The following is a 17,944-nucleotide window of genomic DNA, read 5'->3' on the forward strand; positions in this document are numbered from 1 at the left end:
GCACGCCTAACGGTGTCACGAGCGGGCGGCCGGTCACAGCATGGCGAATCCGTCACCTTCAAAAGCAGTTCGATTCCGGCTTAGGCCCGGTTCGGACTGCTTTTTTTGTTGCCCGGAAGTCATTCCTTACTTGCGCCCATCTTGTGAGTTTTTTGTGAGTGTGCAATGATAGAATGACAAGATCAAGGTCGTGTGGTCGTATTCCGGAAGGGGACTATGTTTTGAAAAGGGGTCATTACCGCAAAATCATCGGAATCAGCTTGATTTTTGCGCTCTCTGTTGCGCTGTTCGCGGCAATTTATTCGCAAACGATACCGAATCGGGACATGCCGCCTGCAAAGCGCGGGGTGCTCGATTTGTCGAATTGGGACTTTCACAAGCAGGGATGGGTCAATCTCGATGGAGAGTGGGAGTTTTACGAAGGCGAGCTGCTGGAGCCTGCCGATTTTCGCGAAGGAACGCGGGCGGAAGTTTCATATTTATCCGCACCCGGCACTTGGCGGGGAAAATCAGCGAATGGCGGCATGAACAACAAAGGCTACGGAACGTACCGGCTGAAAGTGCTGGTTAAAGATGCGAATGAAGTTTACGGTCTGAAAATAAGGAGCATCCGCATTTCCCACCGGTTGTTCGTCAACGACAAGCTGGAAGGCAAGAGCGGGCGTCCTTCGGCCGGTCTGGAGACGAATCAACCAGGCAATACGCCTTATACTGCGTTTTTTTACACGAACGACAAAGAAATCGATATTGTCATTCAAGTGTCCAACTACGTATTTGTCACCGGAGGCATCGTTAACTCGATCCCGTTCGGATTGGAAAGAGACATGACGAAGCTAAACGGGATACAACTCGGAACGGATATCGGGATTATGTTGATTTTGGGCATGTTCGGCGCGTATCATCTCAGCTTCTATTTCCTCGGGCGGCGAGAGAAAACGTATTGGCTCAGCGGGCTGTATTTGCTGATCCTGATGCTTGAAAAAGTGCTTTACGGCGAGAAAATTTTGCAGCGGGCGCTTCCCGGCCTCCCTTTTGACATAGCCTACAAGCTGCTGGATATAAGCGAAGTTGTAAGCGCGGCAGTGATCATCGTGTTTTTCTGTTCCGTCGAGGCACGGCTAATGACGGCCCGGATCATGAAGTGGATACTTGCTCTGCCTGTCCTCTATATTGCGGCGGTTGTCGTGCTGCCTTACCGTATCCATATCTCTGCCAAATATGTTCTCATGCTTTACTTAGGCATAGTTACTCTATACATGATTGGCAGAATGTCATATTTGTATAGTCAAAGCCAAAGAGGATCGTCCGAGCGGAAGGAATTGATGCTGTTTATTGGCGGATGCGTTTCGCTGGCGATCTTCCTGGTGGACGGGAGCCTCTACGCGGAAAATGTCGTCCCGACCGACCTGGCGGGCAAATTCGGGGTCATTTGCTTCATTATTTTCATCAATATTTTGCTCGCCGTCAGGTTCTCGAACGCTTATGAAAAGACGGAAATCTTATCGCATCAGTTGTCGGCTTCCATTCAGCTCAAAGACGAATTTTTGATGAACACGTCCCACGAGCTCAAGACTCCGCTGCATGGCATCCTGAACTTGACTTCCCATCTGCTGGATGACGAGGCCAACAATTTATCGTCGAAGCAAAAACAAAATCTTTGGCTTATCAAAGATACGTCCGTCAAACTGTCCATGCTGATTCATGATTTAATCGATGTCTCCCGCTTGAAGCATGGCGAGCTGCTCCTGCACCCGACGGTCGTGGATGTACGGGTGGCGGCGCAAATTGTGTTCGATGTGCTGCAATTTGAACTTGCGGGCAAAGCCGTGCGGCTGGACAATCAAGTCGGTTCCGACGTCTGGGTTCTCGCGGATGAGAATCGGCTGCGTCAAATTTTGTACAACCTTGTGAGCAATGCCATCAAGCATACGGACGCAGGGGTGATCAAAGTGATGTCTGGCGTCCGCGGGGATGCCGTAACGATTTCTGTGGAAGATACCGGAACCGGAATTGCGAAGGAAAGGCATGAAGCCGTTTTTGAATATTTTGAGCAGCTCGACGGGCCGCTGCCGAAGGACGGATATACAGGAATGGGGGTTGGTTTGTACATCAGCCGAAAGCTGGTCGAGCGGATGGGCGGACAAATTCGGGTGGATTGGTCGGAGGTCGGCCATGGCACGAGATTGACCTTTACGCTGCCGGCCGCAATCGAGCTGCCGGTTCATCGCGAAACGGCGTACGCCTGGGAAGAGCAGCAGCGGCATACCGGTAAAGAGCAGGATCTGGACAATTGGGAGGGGCACGAACATACGGTCATGATCGTTGACGATGAAGCTTCCAATATCCGTACTTTGCTGAATATTTTAGAGCGGCATCGCTACAATGTCGTCACCGCTTTCTCGGCGAAGGAAGCATTGGAGAAAATCGAAGAGTACCCGCAAATCGATCTCGTCATTCTCGATGTGATGATGCCGGGAATTTCGGGCATCGAGCTGTGCCGGAGACTGCGGAGCAGCCATTCCATACTCGATCTGCCCATTTTGTTCGCGACAGTCAAGGACACGCCGCAGGATATCGCGCTCGGTTTCGGGGCCGGGGCGAACGATTATTTGACCAAGCCGTTCGATGCCGAAACGCTTATTGCCAGAATCCGCACCTTGATCGCCGTGAAAACGTCGCTCCAGGAAGCGATTCGCAATGAACAGGCGTTTCATCACGCGCAGATCAAACCGCATTTTCTCTACAACGCCTTGAGCAGCGTCATTTCTTTTTGCTATACGGACGGGGAAAAAGCGGCGTATTTGCTGTCCATGCTCAGTCAATATTTGCGCTACATTCTGGATATGGATCGCTCCACGCTATTCGTCCCTCTTTATCAGGAAATGGAGCTGATTCATGCGTACGTCGAAATCGAGAAAGCACGTTTCGGGGAGCGCTTCGACTACGAATTTCATTACGACGAACGGATCGGGCATGTGGAAATTCCCTCTTTATGCATCCAGCCTTTTGTTGAGAACGCGATCCGGCACGGTTTGTTCGAGAAGGACGGCCACGGCAAGGTGACGCTGGCGATCAGCGAGGGCGACGGTTATATCCGGGTGGTCGTCGAAGACAATGGCGTCGGCATACCGGATGATCTGCTGTATCGCATGTCCAAAGGGGAGCTGAAGGACAGCGGCATCGGCATCCGCAATATCCGCAAACGTCTGGATTCTTTGCCGGGGGCGACTTTGACCGTCAGCTCCGAGATGGGAAGCGGAACGAAAATAACGATGTATTTGCCTGTAAGGAATAACGATATCGCCGGCTCAGGCGGGCGAGGGAGGGATAAGATTGTTTAATGCGGTCATTGTTGAGGACGAAATACCGATTTTGAATTTAATGAAATATGTCATCGGGCAAAACCCGCACTTCACGATCACAGGCGCGTTCACAAGTTCGCTTGAGGCGCTGGCCAGCCTGCCTGAGCTTCAGCCGGATGTCGCTTTCCTCGATGTGGAAATGCCAAGGATGAACGGGCTGGAACTGGCGGAAAAGATCGCTGAAGTGTCGGAGCATACGAAAATCATCTTCACGACAGCTTACAAGCAATACGCGCTGGATGCGTTCAAGGTGTACGCCTCCGATTATATTTTGAAACCTGTGACGCCCGCCGCGATCGAGCGGGTTGCGAATCGGCTCGTCAAGCTGCATCGCCCGGCCTCCGACGCCAAGCAGCAGGCGAGGCTTGCCTCGATCCAGTGCTTCGGGAGATTCGAAGTCCGAAATCGCGAAGGCTCGCTAATCCGGTTTCCGACACGCAAGACCGAGGAGCTGTTCGCATTTTTCCTCTGCCATCCGGATCAGGATATAAACAAATGGCAATTGGCGGACTTGCTGTGGCCGGAAATGAGCGAGGACCGCGCGTCGCACAATTTGCACAACACGATGTATCGCTTGAAAAAACTGTTGAAAGAGCAAGAAATCGGCATGGACATTCAAAAAATGAACGAAGGGTACATACTGAAACCAGCCGATCAAGTGTACGATGTGTTGAGATACGAGCAGTACGGCTTTTCCCCTGCGGAAGAGCTGAAGGATACGGCGCATGCGGAACATGTGTGTTCATTGTACAAAGGCCCCCTGCTGGACAGAAAAGATTACATCTGGAAAACTCCGCTTGAGGAAGGGTATTTCAAACAGTACACAGCGCTAATGCGCAGTCTGATCCGGCACGATCTTGCAGGACAGGATTGGAAAAGGGCGGAGCAGCGGCTTGAAACGTATTTGACTCTGTATCCGCTGCATGAGGAAATGAATCAGATGCTGCTGGATATTTATGCAAGCACCGGGGACACGGAGCAGCTCGCCAAACAATACGCAAGGTACGAAGCCTCTTACCGCCGGGAAATGGGTCTGGAGCCGCCGCAGGAGATACGGAACCGGGTCGCGTTCTATCTAAAGTAAAGTTGGATCTAACGGTCTCTTCCTTGGGGAAGGGGCCTTTTTTTGCATATAGAGATGTTATAGTGCTGCACCTGCGAAATGCAGTTTTTTTCTCTGAATTTGGACTATTTTGGTGAAAAGCCTGCAAAAGTGCAGGAATTTTCGCTGAAAGTGAATCTGAGCCCCTGTGCGGGGCAAAAAGCCTGCACAAATGCAGGAATATTTCGTTTTCAGCGCATGAATAGGTGAAAACCTGCACTTTTGCAGGCTTTCTCGCGCTGCTAGGCAGCCTGGCGGTCAGGCATCCGGGCGAACCGGTTCTGCGCGCGCGTTCCGTAACTGCCTGACTTTGCAACGTGCAGGGTAAATCTTTGTTATTTTACATAACACAAAATGTTGAATTTTCACATAAATTTAACAAAAACTTCTGCTTTTCGCCATTTTATGTGATGAAAAATGACGCAAATATATCAAAACTGCATTGAAATAAATCGTAGAACGATATATATTGATAATAATTAGTTTGGTTTAGATATAATTAGTTTTATTACCGGATTGGATAAGGAGAGGATGAACAGGATGCGAATTCAATGTGTGCAGCATGTCTTTTTTGAAAACCCGGGAGCAATCGTGGATTGGGCCCAGGAAAGAGGGCACGAGTGTTCTGTCAGCCGATTATACGCCGGAGAAGAACTTCCGCCGATGGATTCCTGGGACTGGCTGTTCGTTCTGGGCGGGCCGATGAGCGTGCATGACGTGCGTGAATACCCGTGGCTTCTTGGCGAAAAGCGTTACATTGCCGAAGCGGTCCGCAGCAACAAAACCGTCATCGGCATTTGCCTGGGCGCACAATTGATTGCGGATGCGCTGGGTGCGAAGGTATATCCGAACGAACAAAAAGAAATCGGATGGTTTCCGCTTCAATGGACGCAAGCGGGGCTGAATATGCCTGTTTTTCAGTCTTTTCCCGAGGCGCCGGTCGTGTTTCATTGGCATGGCGAGACGTTCGAATTGCCGGAAGGCGCGACATTGCTCGCGTCAAGCGCTGCGTGCCGCAATCAGGGATTCGTTTTTGGCCGGTCCGTGTACGGTTTTCAGTTCCATCTGGAAATGATGCAGGATAATGTCCGGTTGATCGTCGAGAACTGCGGTGACGAAATTGGCGATGCGCTGTTTATTCAGACAGCGGAGGAGATGCTGGACGCCGGGCCGCAGATGAAACAATCCGTCGCGCTGCTGGAAAGCTTTTTGAATCGGCTCGAACAAGCCGGCCAGTCAAGCGATTGAGGTGATCACGATATGCGGTCCATAAGCCCGATCCGCGACAGATGGGTATTTCTCGTATTATTAGCCGGGCTGGCGGCGCTTGTGCTTTTGTCTTTTATGGTCGGGAGGTTTTCCATTTCCCCCTGGCAGGTGGTCGATGCCTTGTTTTCCCGATTCGGCGCAACCCGTGAAACCTCCGATATTATGAATACGGTCGTTTGGGACATTCGGCTGCCCCGCATCGTTGCCGCAATCGCGTCCGGGGGAGCTCTTGCGGTGTCCGGAAGCGTCTACCAGCGTTTATTTAAAAACCCGTTGGTATCGCCCGATATACTGGGCGTCTCCGCCGGGGCCGGATTCGGCGCGTCGCTCGCCCTTTTGCTGTTATTGCCCTGGACGGTGCTTCCACTGCTTGCTTTTGCATTCGGCCTGGCTGCAGTTGCCTGTTCGCTTTTCGTATCCAGATTAGCATGGAACGGTTCGAATATGATGATCATTTTGAGCGGTATTGTCGTGGCTGCCATTTTCCAGGCTCTGATTTCCATCGTGAAATATGTGGCCGATCCGGACAATACGCTGCCGAGCATCGTGTTTTGGTTGATGGGCGGCTTTGCGAGTGTGAAAAGCAGCCAAGTTTGGATAACGCTCGTGCCAATCGCAATCGCACTGCTTGTTTTACTCGGATTACGCTGGCCGCTGCAGGTCATCTCGTCCGGTGAAGACGAGGCCCGCTCGCTCGGCGTCCCGGTCGCCCGGATCCGGCTCATTGTCATTTTATGCGCGACACTGTTGACGGCCGCCGCCACAAGCTTGGGCGGAATCGTAGGGTGGGTCGGGCTGCTCGTTCCACACATGGCGAGAATGCTGGCTGGAGAAAATATCGTGCGTTCGCTCCCGGTGACATTCATGGCCGGCGCCATGCTGCTGCTCGCTGTTGATACGGCTGCGCGTTCCATCGGTTCGACGGAAATACCGCTCGGAATTATTACTGCGCTGCTGGGCGCGCCGTTCTTTTTATTCCTGCTCATTCAAAAAGGGAGGAGGGATCGGTGATGCTTGACGTACATAATCTTCGTTTTCATTATTCGCCCGACCGCCCTTTGCTTCGCGGGCTTTCATTTTCGCTCCGTCCGGGAGATGTTTTCTGCATTCTCGGTTCGAACGGAACCGGCAAAACGACGCTGATCAAGTGCCTCCTTGGCTTTGTGAAATCTGCGCCCGGAACGATTCGGGTCGGAGGGGCCGATGTGGCCTCTTTGAAGCCCGGAGAGCTTGCCCGGCGCATATCGTACGTTCCGCAGGCGGCGCTGGCCGACATGGACCAGACCGTCTTTGATGTCGTCATGATGGGGAGGAATCCTTACATCAAAATGCTGTCATCGCCATCCGGAGAGGATGAACGAATCGTGCATGACGCGATGGTTCAGCTTGGCATAGCCGGACTCGCCGGCATGCGCTTTTCGCGGCTGAGCGGCGGGCAGAGGCAAATGGCGCTCATTGCAAGAGCGCTGGCCCAGCAGGCGCCTGTCATGGTGCTGGACGAGCCGACTGCGAGTCTGGATTACGGCAATCAGCTTAAAATTCTTCAAGTTATAAAAGATTTGGGCGCGAGCGGCCGTACGGTCATTATGACTACGCATGTCCCGGACCATGCGCACTGGGTTTGCAATATGGCCGCATTCATGAAGGATGGGATCTTCATTGCCCAAGGCGCGCCGGATCGGATTTTGACATCCGCTTTGCTCAGCGAGCTTTACGAAGCCGATATCCGCACGGCGAAGGCGCAGCTGGACGATTCGCCGGACCGGACCGTGCGCGTTGTAATACCCGTAATGGCCGAGAGCGGCATGATAAAAGGGAGGTAATCAGCGATGAAATTCGGATTATCAGGAAGCAGCGGGGGGCTTGAATCACTGCCGCAGGCCCGCATGAAAGCATTCATACCTTTACTTGAGAAAATGGGATTTACGTCGATATGGATCAATGAGGAACATTTTCAACGAAACGCAGCGGCGCCGGATCGGCACGGTTATTCACCGCTTATATTGGCGGCTGCTGCAGCGGCGTTGTCGTCCCGGCTCCGCATCGGCTTCTCGGCGCTGCTGCTTCCGCTGCATCATCCGCTGCGGTTGGCGGAAGAGATTGCAACCTTGGACCGGCTATCCGACGGCCGAATCGATTTCGGCATTTCCCGCGGGCACGCCGGCCGTTATTTTGAAGCATACGGCGCCGATCCCGAGCAAAGAACGGCACAATTTCGCAACGTGCTGGAAGAAATCATCCGCTACTGGCGCAACGGCATCGTCTCTTTGGCGGATGAAGAGGTTCTTTTTGCGCCACTGCCGGTTCAGGCGCCTCATCCTCCCGTCTATGTGGCTGCGTATTCGGATGAATCCGTCGAATGGATCGCCCGGTCCGGGTATCGGCTTATACAGCACGGCATTCAGTCCATAGACAGCCTTCGCGGCTGCCTCCACGTGTACAAGGAGTCCGGAGGCGATTCGGAAGCATTGCCTGTAGGGCGGTTCGTTTATGTAGGAGAAAGCGACGAAGAAGCAAGAAGGGACATTTGGCCGACCGTATGCCGGTTAACGGACCTGTTGAAACGGATTCGCACCGAACGGTTCTCGCTTATACACGATGAAGACGATTTGGAGCCGGAACGGTTTTACGATAGTCTCGCCATTATCGGAAGCCCGGAAACGTGCAGCGGCAAGCTAAGGCAGCTTCGCGAAGAACTCGGCGTGAACGATATCAATCTGCTGCCGTCTTTTTTCGGATTACTTCCTGCCGAGCTGCTGGAAAAATCTTTGGAGCGCTTTTCAACCCGGGTCATGCCTGAGTTAGCCAACTTATAACACCAGAGAAGGGGAGCGACTATATGTTTGAAACAATCAAAAAGCGCGCTGCGACGCGAAGTGTAATGGCTGCGGTGCTGCTGCTGGCGCTGCTGCTGTCCGGGTGCGGCTTAGGGAAAAACGCGGAGCCGGCATCGGCATCGGGTAACACACAGATGGATATGGCGGGCAGGCAGGTAGCCGTGCCAAGCAAAATCGAACGCGTGTCAGCGCTGCATCCGATCCCGTCCTACTTGCTTTGGCGGCTTGCCCCGAAAAAGATGGTGAGCAAAGACATGGTTTTTGTATCCCAGTATTTGGCGGAGAACAGCCCGAAGTTGTTTGCCGAGCAAGATTCCGCCATGCTGAAAGCTTTGCCGACGACGGGCGTATTTTTTAAAGGGCTCGATCCTGAGCAATTGCTGCAGGTACGGCCGGACATCGTCATCACGATGACGAAAGATCCGCAAAAGGATCAGTTGGCCGAAAAAATCAAACTTCCGGTTTACGCGATATCCAAAGATACGTTGACCGACTATGAACAATCGATTCGCTTGATCGGGAAGCTAGTCGGCAACGAATCCGAAGCGGCGAAGCTGGCCGATTATTGGAAAAACGCGATCGAAGAAGTCGCAGGCGAAAGCAAGCGCATTCCCGACAGCCAGCGGTTGAAAGTTTATTATGCGAATTCGGAATTGCTTGCAACCCCTGGCAAAGATACGATAATGGCTTCAGTTATCGAGCTTGCCGGAGGCGTGAACGTGGCGAGCGGTTTGTCCGGCAATTCGACGGACGAGAACCTTCCGGTCAAAATGGAACAAGTGCTGGAGTGGAATCCGCAGGTCATAATCGTCAAATCGCTCGCGCAAAAAGAACAGATTCTGAAAAGCCCGGAATGGCAAGGCGTCGATGCCGTCAAAAAGCAGCGGATTGCGGTGCAGCCCCGCTATGCGATTATGGACGGAATGATGGCCATCATGGGCTTGAAATGGGCGAACGGCGTCATGTATCATCTTGACGACCAAGCTTTCCAGCAGCAGTTCCGACAAAAATGGACCGAATTCTACTCGCTGTTCTTTCATTACAATATTACGCCTGAGCAAATGCAGGAACTATCAAAATAAAGCGGTCGCTTTTGTATTCGCACATTTTGACAGTATGTTCGTCAGGAAATCTCGCCCAACCTAATTCCATGGTGTGATAACTGAAATTTAAAGGCTGCTCCCCCAATTGGAGGAGTAGCCTTTTCTATCTTCACTTACCAATAACCTCTGTGTTCCTCGCCACTTAATTTTCTATGCACTTCTTTGATTAGATAAAACTGTTTAGTGGAACCAATTTTTACGTGCGGATTGATCGTATTAATAATAGCAAGTACTATAGAAATCATTGTAATTACAATACAAGGACGAAGAAGCAAATGAGAGGATAAATGCGAAAGAATTGCATGAATTGCGGCTGGAGGGAAGCTGGAGTAATAGCGCCATCCTCGGCGCGAAGTGGCTCGGGTACAGTGAGGAGCAGACAAAGGAGTTTGTTCAGCCGCCGGATCGCCAACTACTCCCAAAGGAGGTACCTTCGTGCTGCGCCTTCATCCGCTGATCGATGCGTTCCAGATGGCCGCACAGCTCACTAAGCTGCGTTACTTTGGTAACAACTAAATCGGTGACTTTATTTGTAGCTTGTACCTTGTCCAACCTCGAAACGCCATATCAACTTGCGTAGGCTGCGAGCTGTTTGGCCGGCAGCACCGTCTTGTCCCAGTTGCGTCCGCGCACGAACCGGTTCGGCATCAACTTAGCTAATTATTGCGACGCAAAATACATCCCAAAACGAAAGAAGGAACTGTCCCAAAAAAGCTCGCATAGTATGAGAACGGCGCGAAAATCGAGCAAAAGGACCTCAAATTCCACTGCCAAGTGGAGAGTGAGGTCCTTTGGATTTAGGCTAGCAGCTTAGCTTGGTTCAAAATGAAAAAGCTCTGTAAGCGCGGAACTGCCGTCTAGCCTGTAGATTGCCGCTATTCACCGTAAGTCGCCGGGTCCAGGCTATATGCAAGACCTTGCCAGTCGAAGTCTCCGCACGCTTTTCTAAGGCGGTTTTCACCGGCGACGTTGCGGTAGAGCCGAAGGGCTTCGCGGTCGTCCAACTGCACGGTGTCCTGCCCCAGGTGCTCGGACAGAAGTTGACGGCGCAGTGCGCGCACCACTTTTGCATCCCATATCGCTGCGTTCATCTCCGTATGGCCGAATAGTGAATTCGAGTGGAGATTGCAGGACCCGATTGTCGCCCACGTGTCGTCTACAAGCATGATTTTCGCATGTACATATATATCGCTGCGTCCGCCTTGAGCAGTTGGACCGGCAATGCCGACAAGCGTAAAATTGCCGTATCGGCCGAGCGCTTCGATGTGATCGAAAAAGCCCTTGCGGTCCGGGTTCCGGCGGGCTGCGCGCACGTATTCCTCGGGTTCGGCCGGAACGAGGAGAACGACATCGACGCCGCGTTTCAGGGCGTCCTCAAGCCTGGCCGCTATTTCCGGTACCGGGAGCGCCTGATTTTCGATATAGATCGAGCGTCGCGCGGCATCGATCGCCTGTTTGTACTGCTCCAAAACGGAACGCTCGCCAGCGGCAATATCGAAGGAAGAACCCCCGGGAGTCGGGTGGCTATTGCTGTAGCGGCCGGCGTACACGTTCCTTTGGATCTGCACGAGGCTATCGCCCCGCGGCTCGGTGACGCGCACCGGAAAGGGCAGTTCGTCGTCGCCGTCATGGCCCCATACGCCGTTTTCCGCCGTTTTTTCGCTGGCCTCGTTCCACCTCTGGACGAAATTGTGATGCACGTCGGTTGCGGACGGTCCGGTCACTTCGACATAGACATCGTGGCGGTGGCCTTCTCCCGCGTGGCCGGGTTCGAAAGCCTTGAAAGTCGGATTAATCCCGCCGACAAATGCCGTTTCGGACGGTTCGCCTGCATCGATAAGCCAAATTTTTTGGTGTTGGCAGTAGTAGCTGTGAGCGCGATCCCAACGTGCGCGGAAACGCGAACCGCGTGCGCCGAGCAGTTCAAAGTCGGCGTGCGATCCGGCAAATGCTTGACCGTAGCCACTGCTTTCCGGATTGGGACGCCAGAAAATGATCCGCACATCCAAGCCCCGCTCAACCGCGCGGTCCAGCACATCGAAGATCGTGCCCCGGCCGTCCGGCATTTGGAAATCCGGCGCCAGGAAAGTGACCGCAAGCCAGACGCTGTGCCGCGTGGCATCGATCGCCTCACAAATACGCCGGAAGGTGGGGGCGCTATCCACAAGCGGCCGCACCGCATTACCGGGGCGGATGGGGTAGGAGGCGGATACAAGGAAAGGCACTTGCGGCTCGGAGCCTGGAACCGCTAAAACTTCGGATGGGATCATCGAATAAACCTCCAATAATCATAGTAACGTAAGCCAGCTGCAAAGGTTGATAGATCGGAACGTAGTGCAAGTCGTCTGCCGGAACTAACGTATCATGCTGCGCTAAAAACCCGCAAAAGTCAGACAGCTGCCCAGAAACCCACACGCTAGAGCCAACGGCAATTCGCATGCCAGGACCAACAGCAATTTGCATGCCAGATCCAACAGTAATTCGCACGCCAGAGCCAACGGCAATTTGCACGCCAGAGCCATCGTTTCGTCTACATCTGCCTGGCCCGCGAAGAAAGCCTGCAAAAGTGCATCTTTTTACCCGTTGATACGCTGGCTGCGGAATTATTCCTGCAAAAGTGCAGGCTTTTCGTCGCGAACATGGGCTTAGACTCATTTTTATCGAAAATTCCTGCACAATCGCAGGCTTTTTGCCAAAATGACCCATGATTACGGAAAAAGCCTGCACTTTCGCAGGTTTTGTGCGTTGTAACTGCTTAAGCCGATTGCAAAACGGTTGCGCCGCATGTGGCGCCAAAGTCATACTTTTGCTTGGACGAAAAGGGAAGCCTTCCGCTTGTCCCAACAAGGTGCGGAAACTTATGCGGCGTTCTGGCAGATTCTGTTTGTCTCTTTAATTTTAATGTATCGGAAATATCATGTATAGGGCAATCACATTCTCGACATCATGCTGCCGGAGCTCGAAGGCGTCTGCCCAATGTTCCTATCCTTATACAGACGGCCATCAAGAACGAAAGTGAAGCGAAGGTTCCCGGTTACGCCAATATAGTTTACATAACAAAAATTATGCAAAAAAATCTGCTCACCCTTCAGGACTTCGTTTTCTTTTTTTTACTTCTCACACCATGTTACAGAATGTAAAGTGGAGCAACTGATTTCGAAACACTTTGTATAATGTCATTTTGTAATTATGTTATATAATATAACATATATAGTAATTGAAGTTGACCGTGAATTCACATTTGAAAGTGGATGAGGAGGGGCTTCATGCAATCAGACGGTTTCGGCAAAAAAGTGGAGATTTCGGTGGACGGCGTTTCGATGGTTTTTGGCAAAAAGGGGCGTCAAGTGACCGCGCTTCAAGACACCAGCTTCGAGGTGTATCACAATGAATTCGTCTCCCTGCTCGGTCCGTCGGGCTGCGGCAAATCGACGCTGCTCAGGCTGATGGCCGACCTGCTGCAGCCGACAGGCGGAACCATCTCCGTCCGGAAGGAGCATCCGAGAGAAATTCGTCTCCGCCGTAAGTTCGGCATCGTTTTTCAAAGCCCCACATTGTTTGAATGGCGGACCGTCAGGGAGAACATCGAGCTTCCGCTCGAAGTGCTCGGCCAGACGAAGTGCGAAGCGGCAGGCATCGTCGACGGGCTGCTCGACATTGTCGGACTGACCAAGTTTAAGGAGCATTACCCTTGGCAGCTGAGCGGGGGCATGCAGCAGCGGGTCGCCATAGCCAGAGCGCTCTCGCTGGACCCGCCGATCCTGTTCATGGATGAGCCGTTCTCTGCGCTCGACGAGTTTACGAAAGAAAAGCTTCAGCTGGAGCTGCTTGAAATCAAGAAGAAGACGAACAAAACGATTGTTTTCGTCACCCACAGCATTCCGGAAGCCGTGTTTTTGTCCGACAGAGTCATTGTGTTGTCCCCGCATCCGGGCCGCGTCCATTCCATTTTCGATATCCCGCTCGGCGGCAGCAGGACGGCTCTGATCCGCGAATCGGAGACGTTCCACGCGTGGACGGCCACCGTTCGGAACTGCTTCTACAAGGAGCGTGAATCCCTTGACGAGCAAATTATTTAGAACATGGAGCCAAGGGACGTCAATCGCCGTCTGGGCCGCAGTCTTGATCATTTTGTGGGAGGCGCTCGCATGGCTTCTGCATCATGGCATTCCGCTCAAGTCCCCCGATTCGAAACTGCCTTACCTTCACCAAATCGTGCTGTCGATGACTGCGAATCTGCCGGCTCTCGCGGAGCAAGGGGCGATCACCTTCGGCAACTCCATGCTCGGCTTTCTCATCGGCTCTGTTGCCGGAAGCGGATTGGCAATCGCCATGAGCCTTTCCAAAACGGTCGAAAATACGCTGTCACCCTACATGGTCGCTTCGCAAATGGTGCCGATCATCGGCCTTGCCCCCATCGTTTATGGCATCCTTCACGACCCGGGCATCTCCCGGATCATCATGTCAGGATACGTTACATTCTTTCCGGTCACGATTCATACGCTTCGCGGTTTGAAAAGCGTTTCGTCCGAGCATCTGGAGCTCATGCGCTCCTATGCGGCTAGTCCATGGCAAAGCTATATGAAGCTGAAGCTCCCCGCCGCGCTGCCGGGCGTATTTGCAGGCCTGAAGCTGGCTGCACCGCTGGCGATTACGGCCTCGATCATCGTCGAGTTGATGGGCGCGCCCGACGGCATAGGCGTATTGATGGTCAGCTCACTATATTACGGCACAGCGCAAGTCTATATGTTTTGGAGCACGGTGCTGGTCAGCATGGCAATCGGGTTCGCATCTTTTCTGGCGCTTTTGTTGGCGGAACGGTTGTTGACGCCGTGGCAGCCCGAATTTCGGCAAGCAGGGAGGGATGGCCAATGAAGGAGATGGCGATCGGCGCGGAGCAGACCAGTCCCGCGAAGCCGGCGGAAGCCCCGCTCAAACTCAAACGCCCGAAGCCGGCCGCTGCGGCAAAAGCGCGTTCCTGGCCGGCGAAGCTGCTGCCTTCCGCGTTCGGCGTTTTGTTCCTCGTCCTGTGGCAGACGGAGGCGTTTCATAAGCTGTTTCATCTGGAGAGGTACCAGCTGCCGATACCGTACGACATTGCCGCCGCAATCCGGGACAACAGCGATACTTTGGCGCTCTATGCGCTCTACAGCGGCATCGAAATGGTCGGAGGCTGCCTGATCGGCTCTTTCCTCGGGTGGCTGGCGGCCGTGGCCGCGTCCTTTTATCCGAATGCGGGGAAAGGCGCCGTCTCGATCATGGCTTCGCTGAACGCACTGCCCATCGTGGCGCTCGCGCCGATCATGAACAACTGGCTGGGCGACGGCATCGCTTCGCGCATCGGGATCGTGTCCGTCATGACGATGGCGACGATGGCGGTCAGCGCGTACAAAGGATTTCGATCCGTCGATCCGGCGTATTTGGAGCTGATGGAGTCCTATGCGGCCGGGAAGCGGCAAACTTTTTTTAAGCTGAGGCTTCCCAAAGCGCTCCCGTCCATGTTCGCCGCCCTCAAGATCAACATGTCGACCGGCATTATCGGGGCGATCGTCGGCGAGTTTTTCATCTCGTCCAGGGGGCTCGGTTATTTGCTATCCGATCAAATCAGGCTGGCCAACATGCCGCTTGCCTGGGCCTGCATCGCAATAGCCGCCGCGCTCGGCATCGCCCTTTACAACATCGTGCAGCTCATTGAAAAACTGTCCGTTCCATGGTCCGCTCAGGACCGGACTTCCTAGAAAAGAACATTATTTTCGGAGAGGGTTGGTCTGAATGTTGAAGGGAGTATCTGCTGTCCGCTTTGCCCTGCTAAGCTGCATATCGTCCGCGCTTGTGATCATGTCCGCCTGCGCTTCCGGTCCGGCTGCCTCGCCGGCGGCCCCGGCTCCTGCCGCTGCAGGATCGTCGCCGTCCGCGCAAGCGCCGTCCTCCGGACCGCTGAAAAAAGTGAAAATTCAGCTGAAATGGGTGCCGCAAGCGCAATTCGCCGGCATTTACGCAGCCAAAGAGAAAGGCTTTTACAAAGATGAAGGCCTTGATGTGGAGATCATCCCCGGCGGACCTGACGTCGTCATCGAACAGCAGGTCGTGAACGGCGCTGCGGATCTTGGCGTATCGAGCTTCGACAGCCTCCTCGTGAACCGCGATAACGGCTTGCCGCTCGTGTCATTGGCGCAAATCACGCAAAAAAGCTCCTACCGGCTGCTCGCCAAAAAGGCCGCAGGCATCGATGTCCCGGCCAAAATGAAAGGCAAAAAAGTCGGCACATGGATGGGCAGCCAGCAGTTCCAGGTGCTTGCTTTTATGGAGAAGAACGGACTGGACTCGAAAAAGGATATTCAGCTCGTCAAGCAGGGCTTTACGATGGACCAATTTTTCAATGATCAGCTCGACGTGGCGACGGCTACGATTTATAACGAGTACTATGTCGTTCTGGAAAGCGGCGTGAAAGAATCCGATCTGAACGTATTCAACTTTGACGATGCGGGCGTCGCCATGCTGGAGGATACGCTGATCGCCAAGAAGGATTGGGTGGACAAAAACCATGATCTCGCCGTCAAAGCGGTGCGCGCCACGCTGAAGGGCTGGAAATACGCGATCGATCACCAGGACGAAGCGGTCGACATCGTGATGAAAAGCGTGACGCAGGGCAGCACGACGAAGCAGCACCAAGTGACGATGCTCAAAGAGATGGCAAAGCTCGTGAAGCCGGAAGGTTTCAAGGATGAGCAGGTCGGTGCGTTCGTCGACGAATCCGTAAAACGGACGGCAGATATCGCATTGAAGTACGGATTGATCAAAAAACCGGCCGATTTGGCGGCTTCCATCGACAAAACGGTTCTGGAAGGCGCCGCCAAGTAGGCAGAGGTAGAGGCAGAGAGGGGAGAACGAGATGAACGTCAATCAAGTGAAGGATGCGGCGGTCAAAGACGAACTGCTGGACAAAGACCGCAAATATGTATGGCACCACATGTCTCCCCATAACGACAATCCGATGATTGTCGAATCCGGCGAAGGCAGCTGGATTACGGACATCGAGGGCAACCGATATTTGGACGGCATGTCGGGGCTGTGGTGCGTCAACGTCGGGCACGGGAGAGCGGAAATAGCCGAGGCGGCTGCAGGGCAAATGACCAAAATCGCCTACGCCACGCTAGTCCAGTCCCATGTGCAGGCGATTGAGCTTGCTGCGAAGCTGAACGAATGGCTGGACGGGGAATACCGGATCTTTTTTTCCAACTCGGGTTCGGACGCGAATGAGGTCGCTTTTAAAATCGCCAGACAATATCATCATCAAAACGGCAAGCCGACCAAGCACAAATTTATTTCCCGGCACCGCGCCTATCACGGCAATTCGATGGGGGCGCTCGGGGCGACGGGCCAAGCGCAGCGCAAGCTGAAGTACGAGCCGCTCGGCGTCGGCTTCCAGCACGTTCCGCCGCCTTACTGCTACCGCTGCCCGTTCGGGCAAACCCCGGGCTCCTGCAAGCTGGAATGCGCCAAAGCCTACGAAGACGCGATCCGGTGGGAAGGGCCCGATTCCGTGGCGGGCGTCATTTTGGAGCCCGTCATCACCGGTGGGGGGATGATCGTCCCTCCGGATGACTATTTGCTGGAAGTGCGCCGCATTTGCGACCGCTACGACGTTCTGCTGATCGTCGATGAAGTCATTTGCGGCTTCGGCAGATCGGGCGAAAAGTTCGGCCATCACAATTACGGGGTCAAGCCGGATATCGTCACGATGGCCAAAGGGCTGACAAGCGCGTATTCTCCGCTGTCGGCGACGGCGGTTGCCGCGGAGTTGTACGCTCCTTTTCAGGATAAGCAGGCGGACAGCCACTTCCGGCACGTGAATACGTTCGGCGGCAATCCGGTGTCCTGCGCCGTTGCGCTGAAAAACCTGGAGATTATGGAGCGGGAAAATCTCGTCGCCCGTTCCGCCTATATCGGCGGCAAGCTGAAGACCGGCCTCGCACCGCTGCTCGGCCATCCGAATGTCGGGGAGATCCGTGCATTCGGCTCCGCGCTCGGCATCGAGCTGGTGGAGGATCGAAGCTCGAAGACGCCGGCTTCGCCCGAACGGGTGGCGGCGATTTTGAACGGCTGCAAGCAGAAGGGGCTGCTGATCGGAAAAAACGGCGATACGGTTCCGGGTTATGCGAACATTTTGACGTTAAGCCCGCCGTTTACGACGACCGATGACGATCTTGCATTCATCATAAGCACGCTGCTTGACGTATTTGATGCCAATCGGGAGAAAGGATGATGCCA

Annotated in this window: 13 protein-coding genes; 12 read left to right on the forward strand and 1 reads right to left on the reverse strand. The window is 53.8% G+C overall.

The features are described from left to right. The first annotated feature begins 221 nt into the window (after nt 1-221). The 7 genes from AC0LWT_RS08990 (at nt 222) to AC0LWT_RS09020 (ending at nt 9,652) form a co-directional block, all read left to right on the forward strand. Complete coding sequence (locus AC0LWT_RS08990; protein WP_474680895.1) at nt 222-3,341, forward strand: ATP-binding protein; 3,120 nt, start codon at nt 222-224, stop codon at nt 3,339-3,341. After that, on the forward strand, nt 3,334-4,446 hold the full coding sequence (locus AC0LWT_RS08995) for a response regulator (RefSeq protein WP_474680896.1): 1,113 nt from the start codon (nt 3,334-3,336) through the stop codon (nt 4,444-4,446). The genes AC0LWT_RS08990 and AC0LWT_RS08995 overlap by 8 nt, the downstream gene beginning before the upstream one ends. A gap of 558 nt (nt 4,447-5,004) precedes the next feature. Next, complete coding sequence (locus tag AC0LWT_RS09000; protein WP_474680897.1) at nt 5,005-5,712, forward strand: type 1 glutamine amidotransferase; 708 nt, start codon at nt 5,005-5,007, stop codon at nt 5,710-5,712. Between the two features lie 12 nt (nt 5,713-5,724). Next, nucleotides 5,725-6,744, forward strand: coding sequence for a FecCD family ABC transporter permease (locus AC0LWT_RS09005; protein ID WP_474680898.1), 1,020 nt, complete (start codon nt 5,725-5,727; stop codon nt 6,742-6,744). After that, a complete protein-coding gene (locus AC0LWT_RS09010) occupies nt 6,744-7,556 on the forward strand; it encodes an ABC transporter ATP-binding protein (protein WP_474680899.1) in 813 nt (270 codons plus the stop codon). Before AC0LWT_RS09005 ends, AC0LWT_RS09010 begins: the two co-directional genes overlap by 1 nt. Before the next feature lie 6 nt (nt 7,557-7,562). Beyond that, nucleotides 7,563-8,549 (forward strand): LLM class flavin-dependent oxidoreductase, encoded by a 987-nt coding sequence (locus tag AC0LWT_RS09015; RefSeq protein ID WP_474680900.1) that lies wholly within the window; start codon nt 7,563-7,565, stop codon nt 8,547-8,549. 23 nt (nt 8,550-8,572) lie between these two features. Beyond that, nucleotides 8,573-9,652: an ABC transporter substrate-binding protein gene (locus AC0LWT_RS09020; RefSeq protein WP_474680901.1), complete on the forward strand. Its 1,080-nt coding sequence runs from the start codon at nt 8,573-8,575 to the stop codon at nt 9,650-9,652. 896 nt (nt 9,653-10,548) lie between these two features. Here AC0LWT_RS09020 and AC0LWT_RS09025 read toward each other — a convergent pair. Next, entirely contained in the window at nt 10,549-11,943 is a 1,395-nt protein-coding gene (locus AC0LWT_RS09025) for a phospholipase D-like domain-containing protein (protein WP_474680902.1), read from the reverse strand. A 996-nt stretch (nt 11,944-12,939) separates the two neighbouring features. Here AC0LWT_RS09025 and AC0LWT_RS09030 point away from each other — a divergent pair. The 5 genes from AC0LWT_RS09030 to AC0LWT_RS09050 are packed head-to-tail and all read left to right on the forward strand — an operon-like array spanning nt 12,940 to nt 17,939. Then, complete coding sequence (locus AC0LWT_RS09030) at nt 12,940-13,752, forward strand: ABC transporter ATP-binding protein (RefSeq protein ID WP_474680903.1); 813 nt, start codon at nt 12,940-12,942, stop codon at nt 13,750-13,752. Beyond that, nucleotides 13,724-14,548 carry an ABC transporter permease gene (locus tag AC0LWT_RS09035; protein ID WP_474680904.1) on the forward strand — a complete coding sequence of 275 codons (825 nt, stop codon included), beginning with the start codon at nt 13,724-13,726 and terminating at the stop codon, nt 14,546-14,548. Before AC0LWT_RS09030 ends, AC0LWT_RS09035 begins: the two co-directional genes overlap by 29 nt. Continuing rightward, nucleotides 14,545-15,411 carry an ABC transporter permease gene (locus AC0LWT_RS09040; protein WP_474680905.1) on the forward strand — a complete coding sequence of 289 codons (867 nt, stop codon included), beginning with the start codon at nt 14,545-14,547 and terminating at the stop codon, nt 15,409-15,411. The genes AC0LWT_RS09035 and AC0LWT_RS09040 overlap by 4 nt, the downstream gene beginning before the upstream one ends. A gap of 34 nt (nt 15,412-15,445) precedes the next feature. After that, nucleotides 15,446-16,534, forward strand: coding sequence for an ABC transporter substrate-binding protein (locus AC0LWT_RS09045; RefSeq protein WP_474680906.1), 1,089 nt, complete (start codon nt 15,446-15,448; stop codon nt 16,532-16,534). Nucleotides 16,535-16,565: 31 nt separating this feature from the next. Continuing rightward, a complete protein-coding gene (locus tag AC0LWT_RS09050) occupies nt 16,566-17,939 on the forward strand; it encodes an aspartate aminotransferase family protein (protein ID WP_474680907.1) in 1,374 nt (457 codons plus the stop codon). Nucleotides 17,940-17,944: the final 5 nt, after the last annotated feature.

Source organism: Paenibacillus sp. sgz302164, assembly GCF_056120505.1.

Bases quoted from the DNA above. Each gene is read 5' to 3' on its own strand.
- AC0LWT_RS09000 (WP_474680897.1), top strand. From the start codon at position 5,005: ATGCGAATTCAATGTGTGCAGCATGTCTTTTTTGAAAACCCGGGAGCA.
- AC0LWT_RS09020 (WP_474680901.1), top strand. From the start codon at position 8,573: ATGTTTGAAACAATCAAAAAGCGCGCTGCGACGCGAAGTGTAATGGCT.
- AC0LWT_RS09025 (WP_474680902.1), bottom strand. From the start codon at position 11,943: ATGATCCCATCCGAAGTTTTAGCGGTTCCAGGCTCCGAGCCGCAAGTG.
- AC0LWT_RS09045 (WP_474680906.1), top strand. From the start codon at position 15,446: ATGTTGAAGGGAGTATCTGCTGTCCGCTTTGCCCTGCTAAGCTGCATA.
- AC0LWT_RS09030 (WP_474680903.1), top strand. From the start codon at position 12,940: ATGCAATCAGACGGTTTCGGCAAAAAAGTGGAGATTTCGGTGGACGGC.
- AC0LWT_RS09040 (WP_474680905.1), top strand. From the start codon at position 14,545: ATGAAGGAGATGGCGATCGGCGCGGAGCAGACCAGTCCCGCGAAGCCG.
- AC0LWT_RS09005 (WP_474680898.1), top strand. From the start codon at position 5,725: ATGCGGTCCATAAGCCCGATCCGCGACAGATGGGTATTTCTCGTATTA.
- AC0LWT_RS09010 (WP_474680899.1), top strand. From the start codon at position 6,744: ATGCTTGACGTACATAATCTTCGTTTTCATTATTCGCCCGACCGCCCT.
- AC0LWT_RS09050 (WP_474680907.1), top strand. From the start codon at position 16,566: ATGAACGTCAATCAAGTGAAGGATGCGGCGGTCAAAGACGAACTGCTG.
- AC0LWT_RS09015 (WP_474680900.1), top strand. From the start codon at position 7,563: ATGAAATTCGGATTATCAGGAAGCAGCGGGGGGCTTGAATCACTGCCG.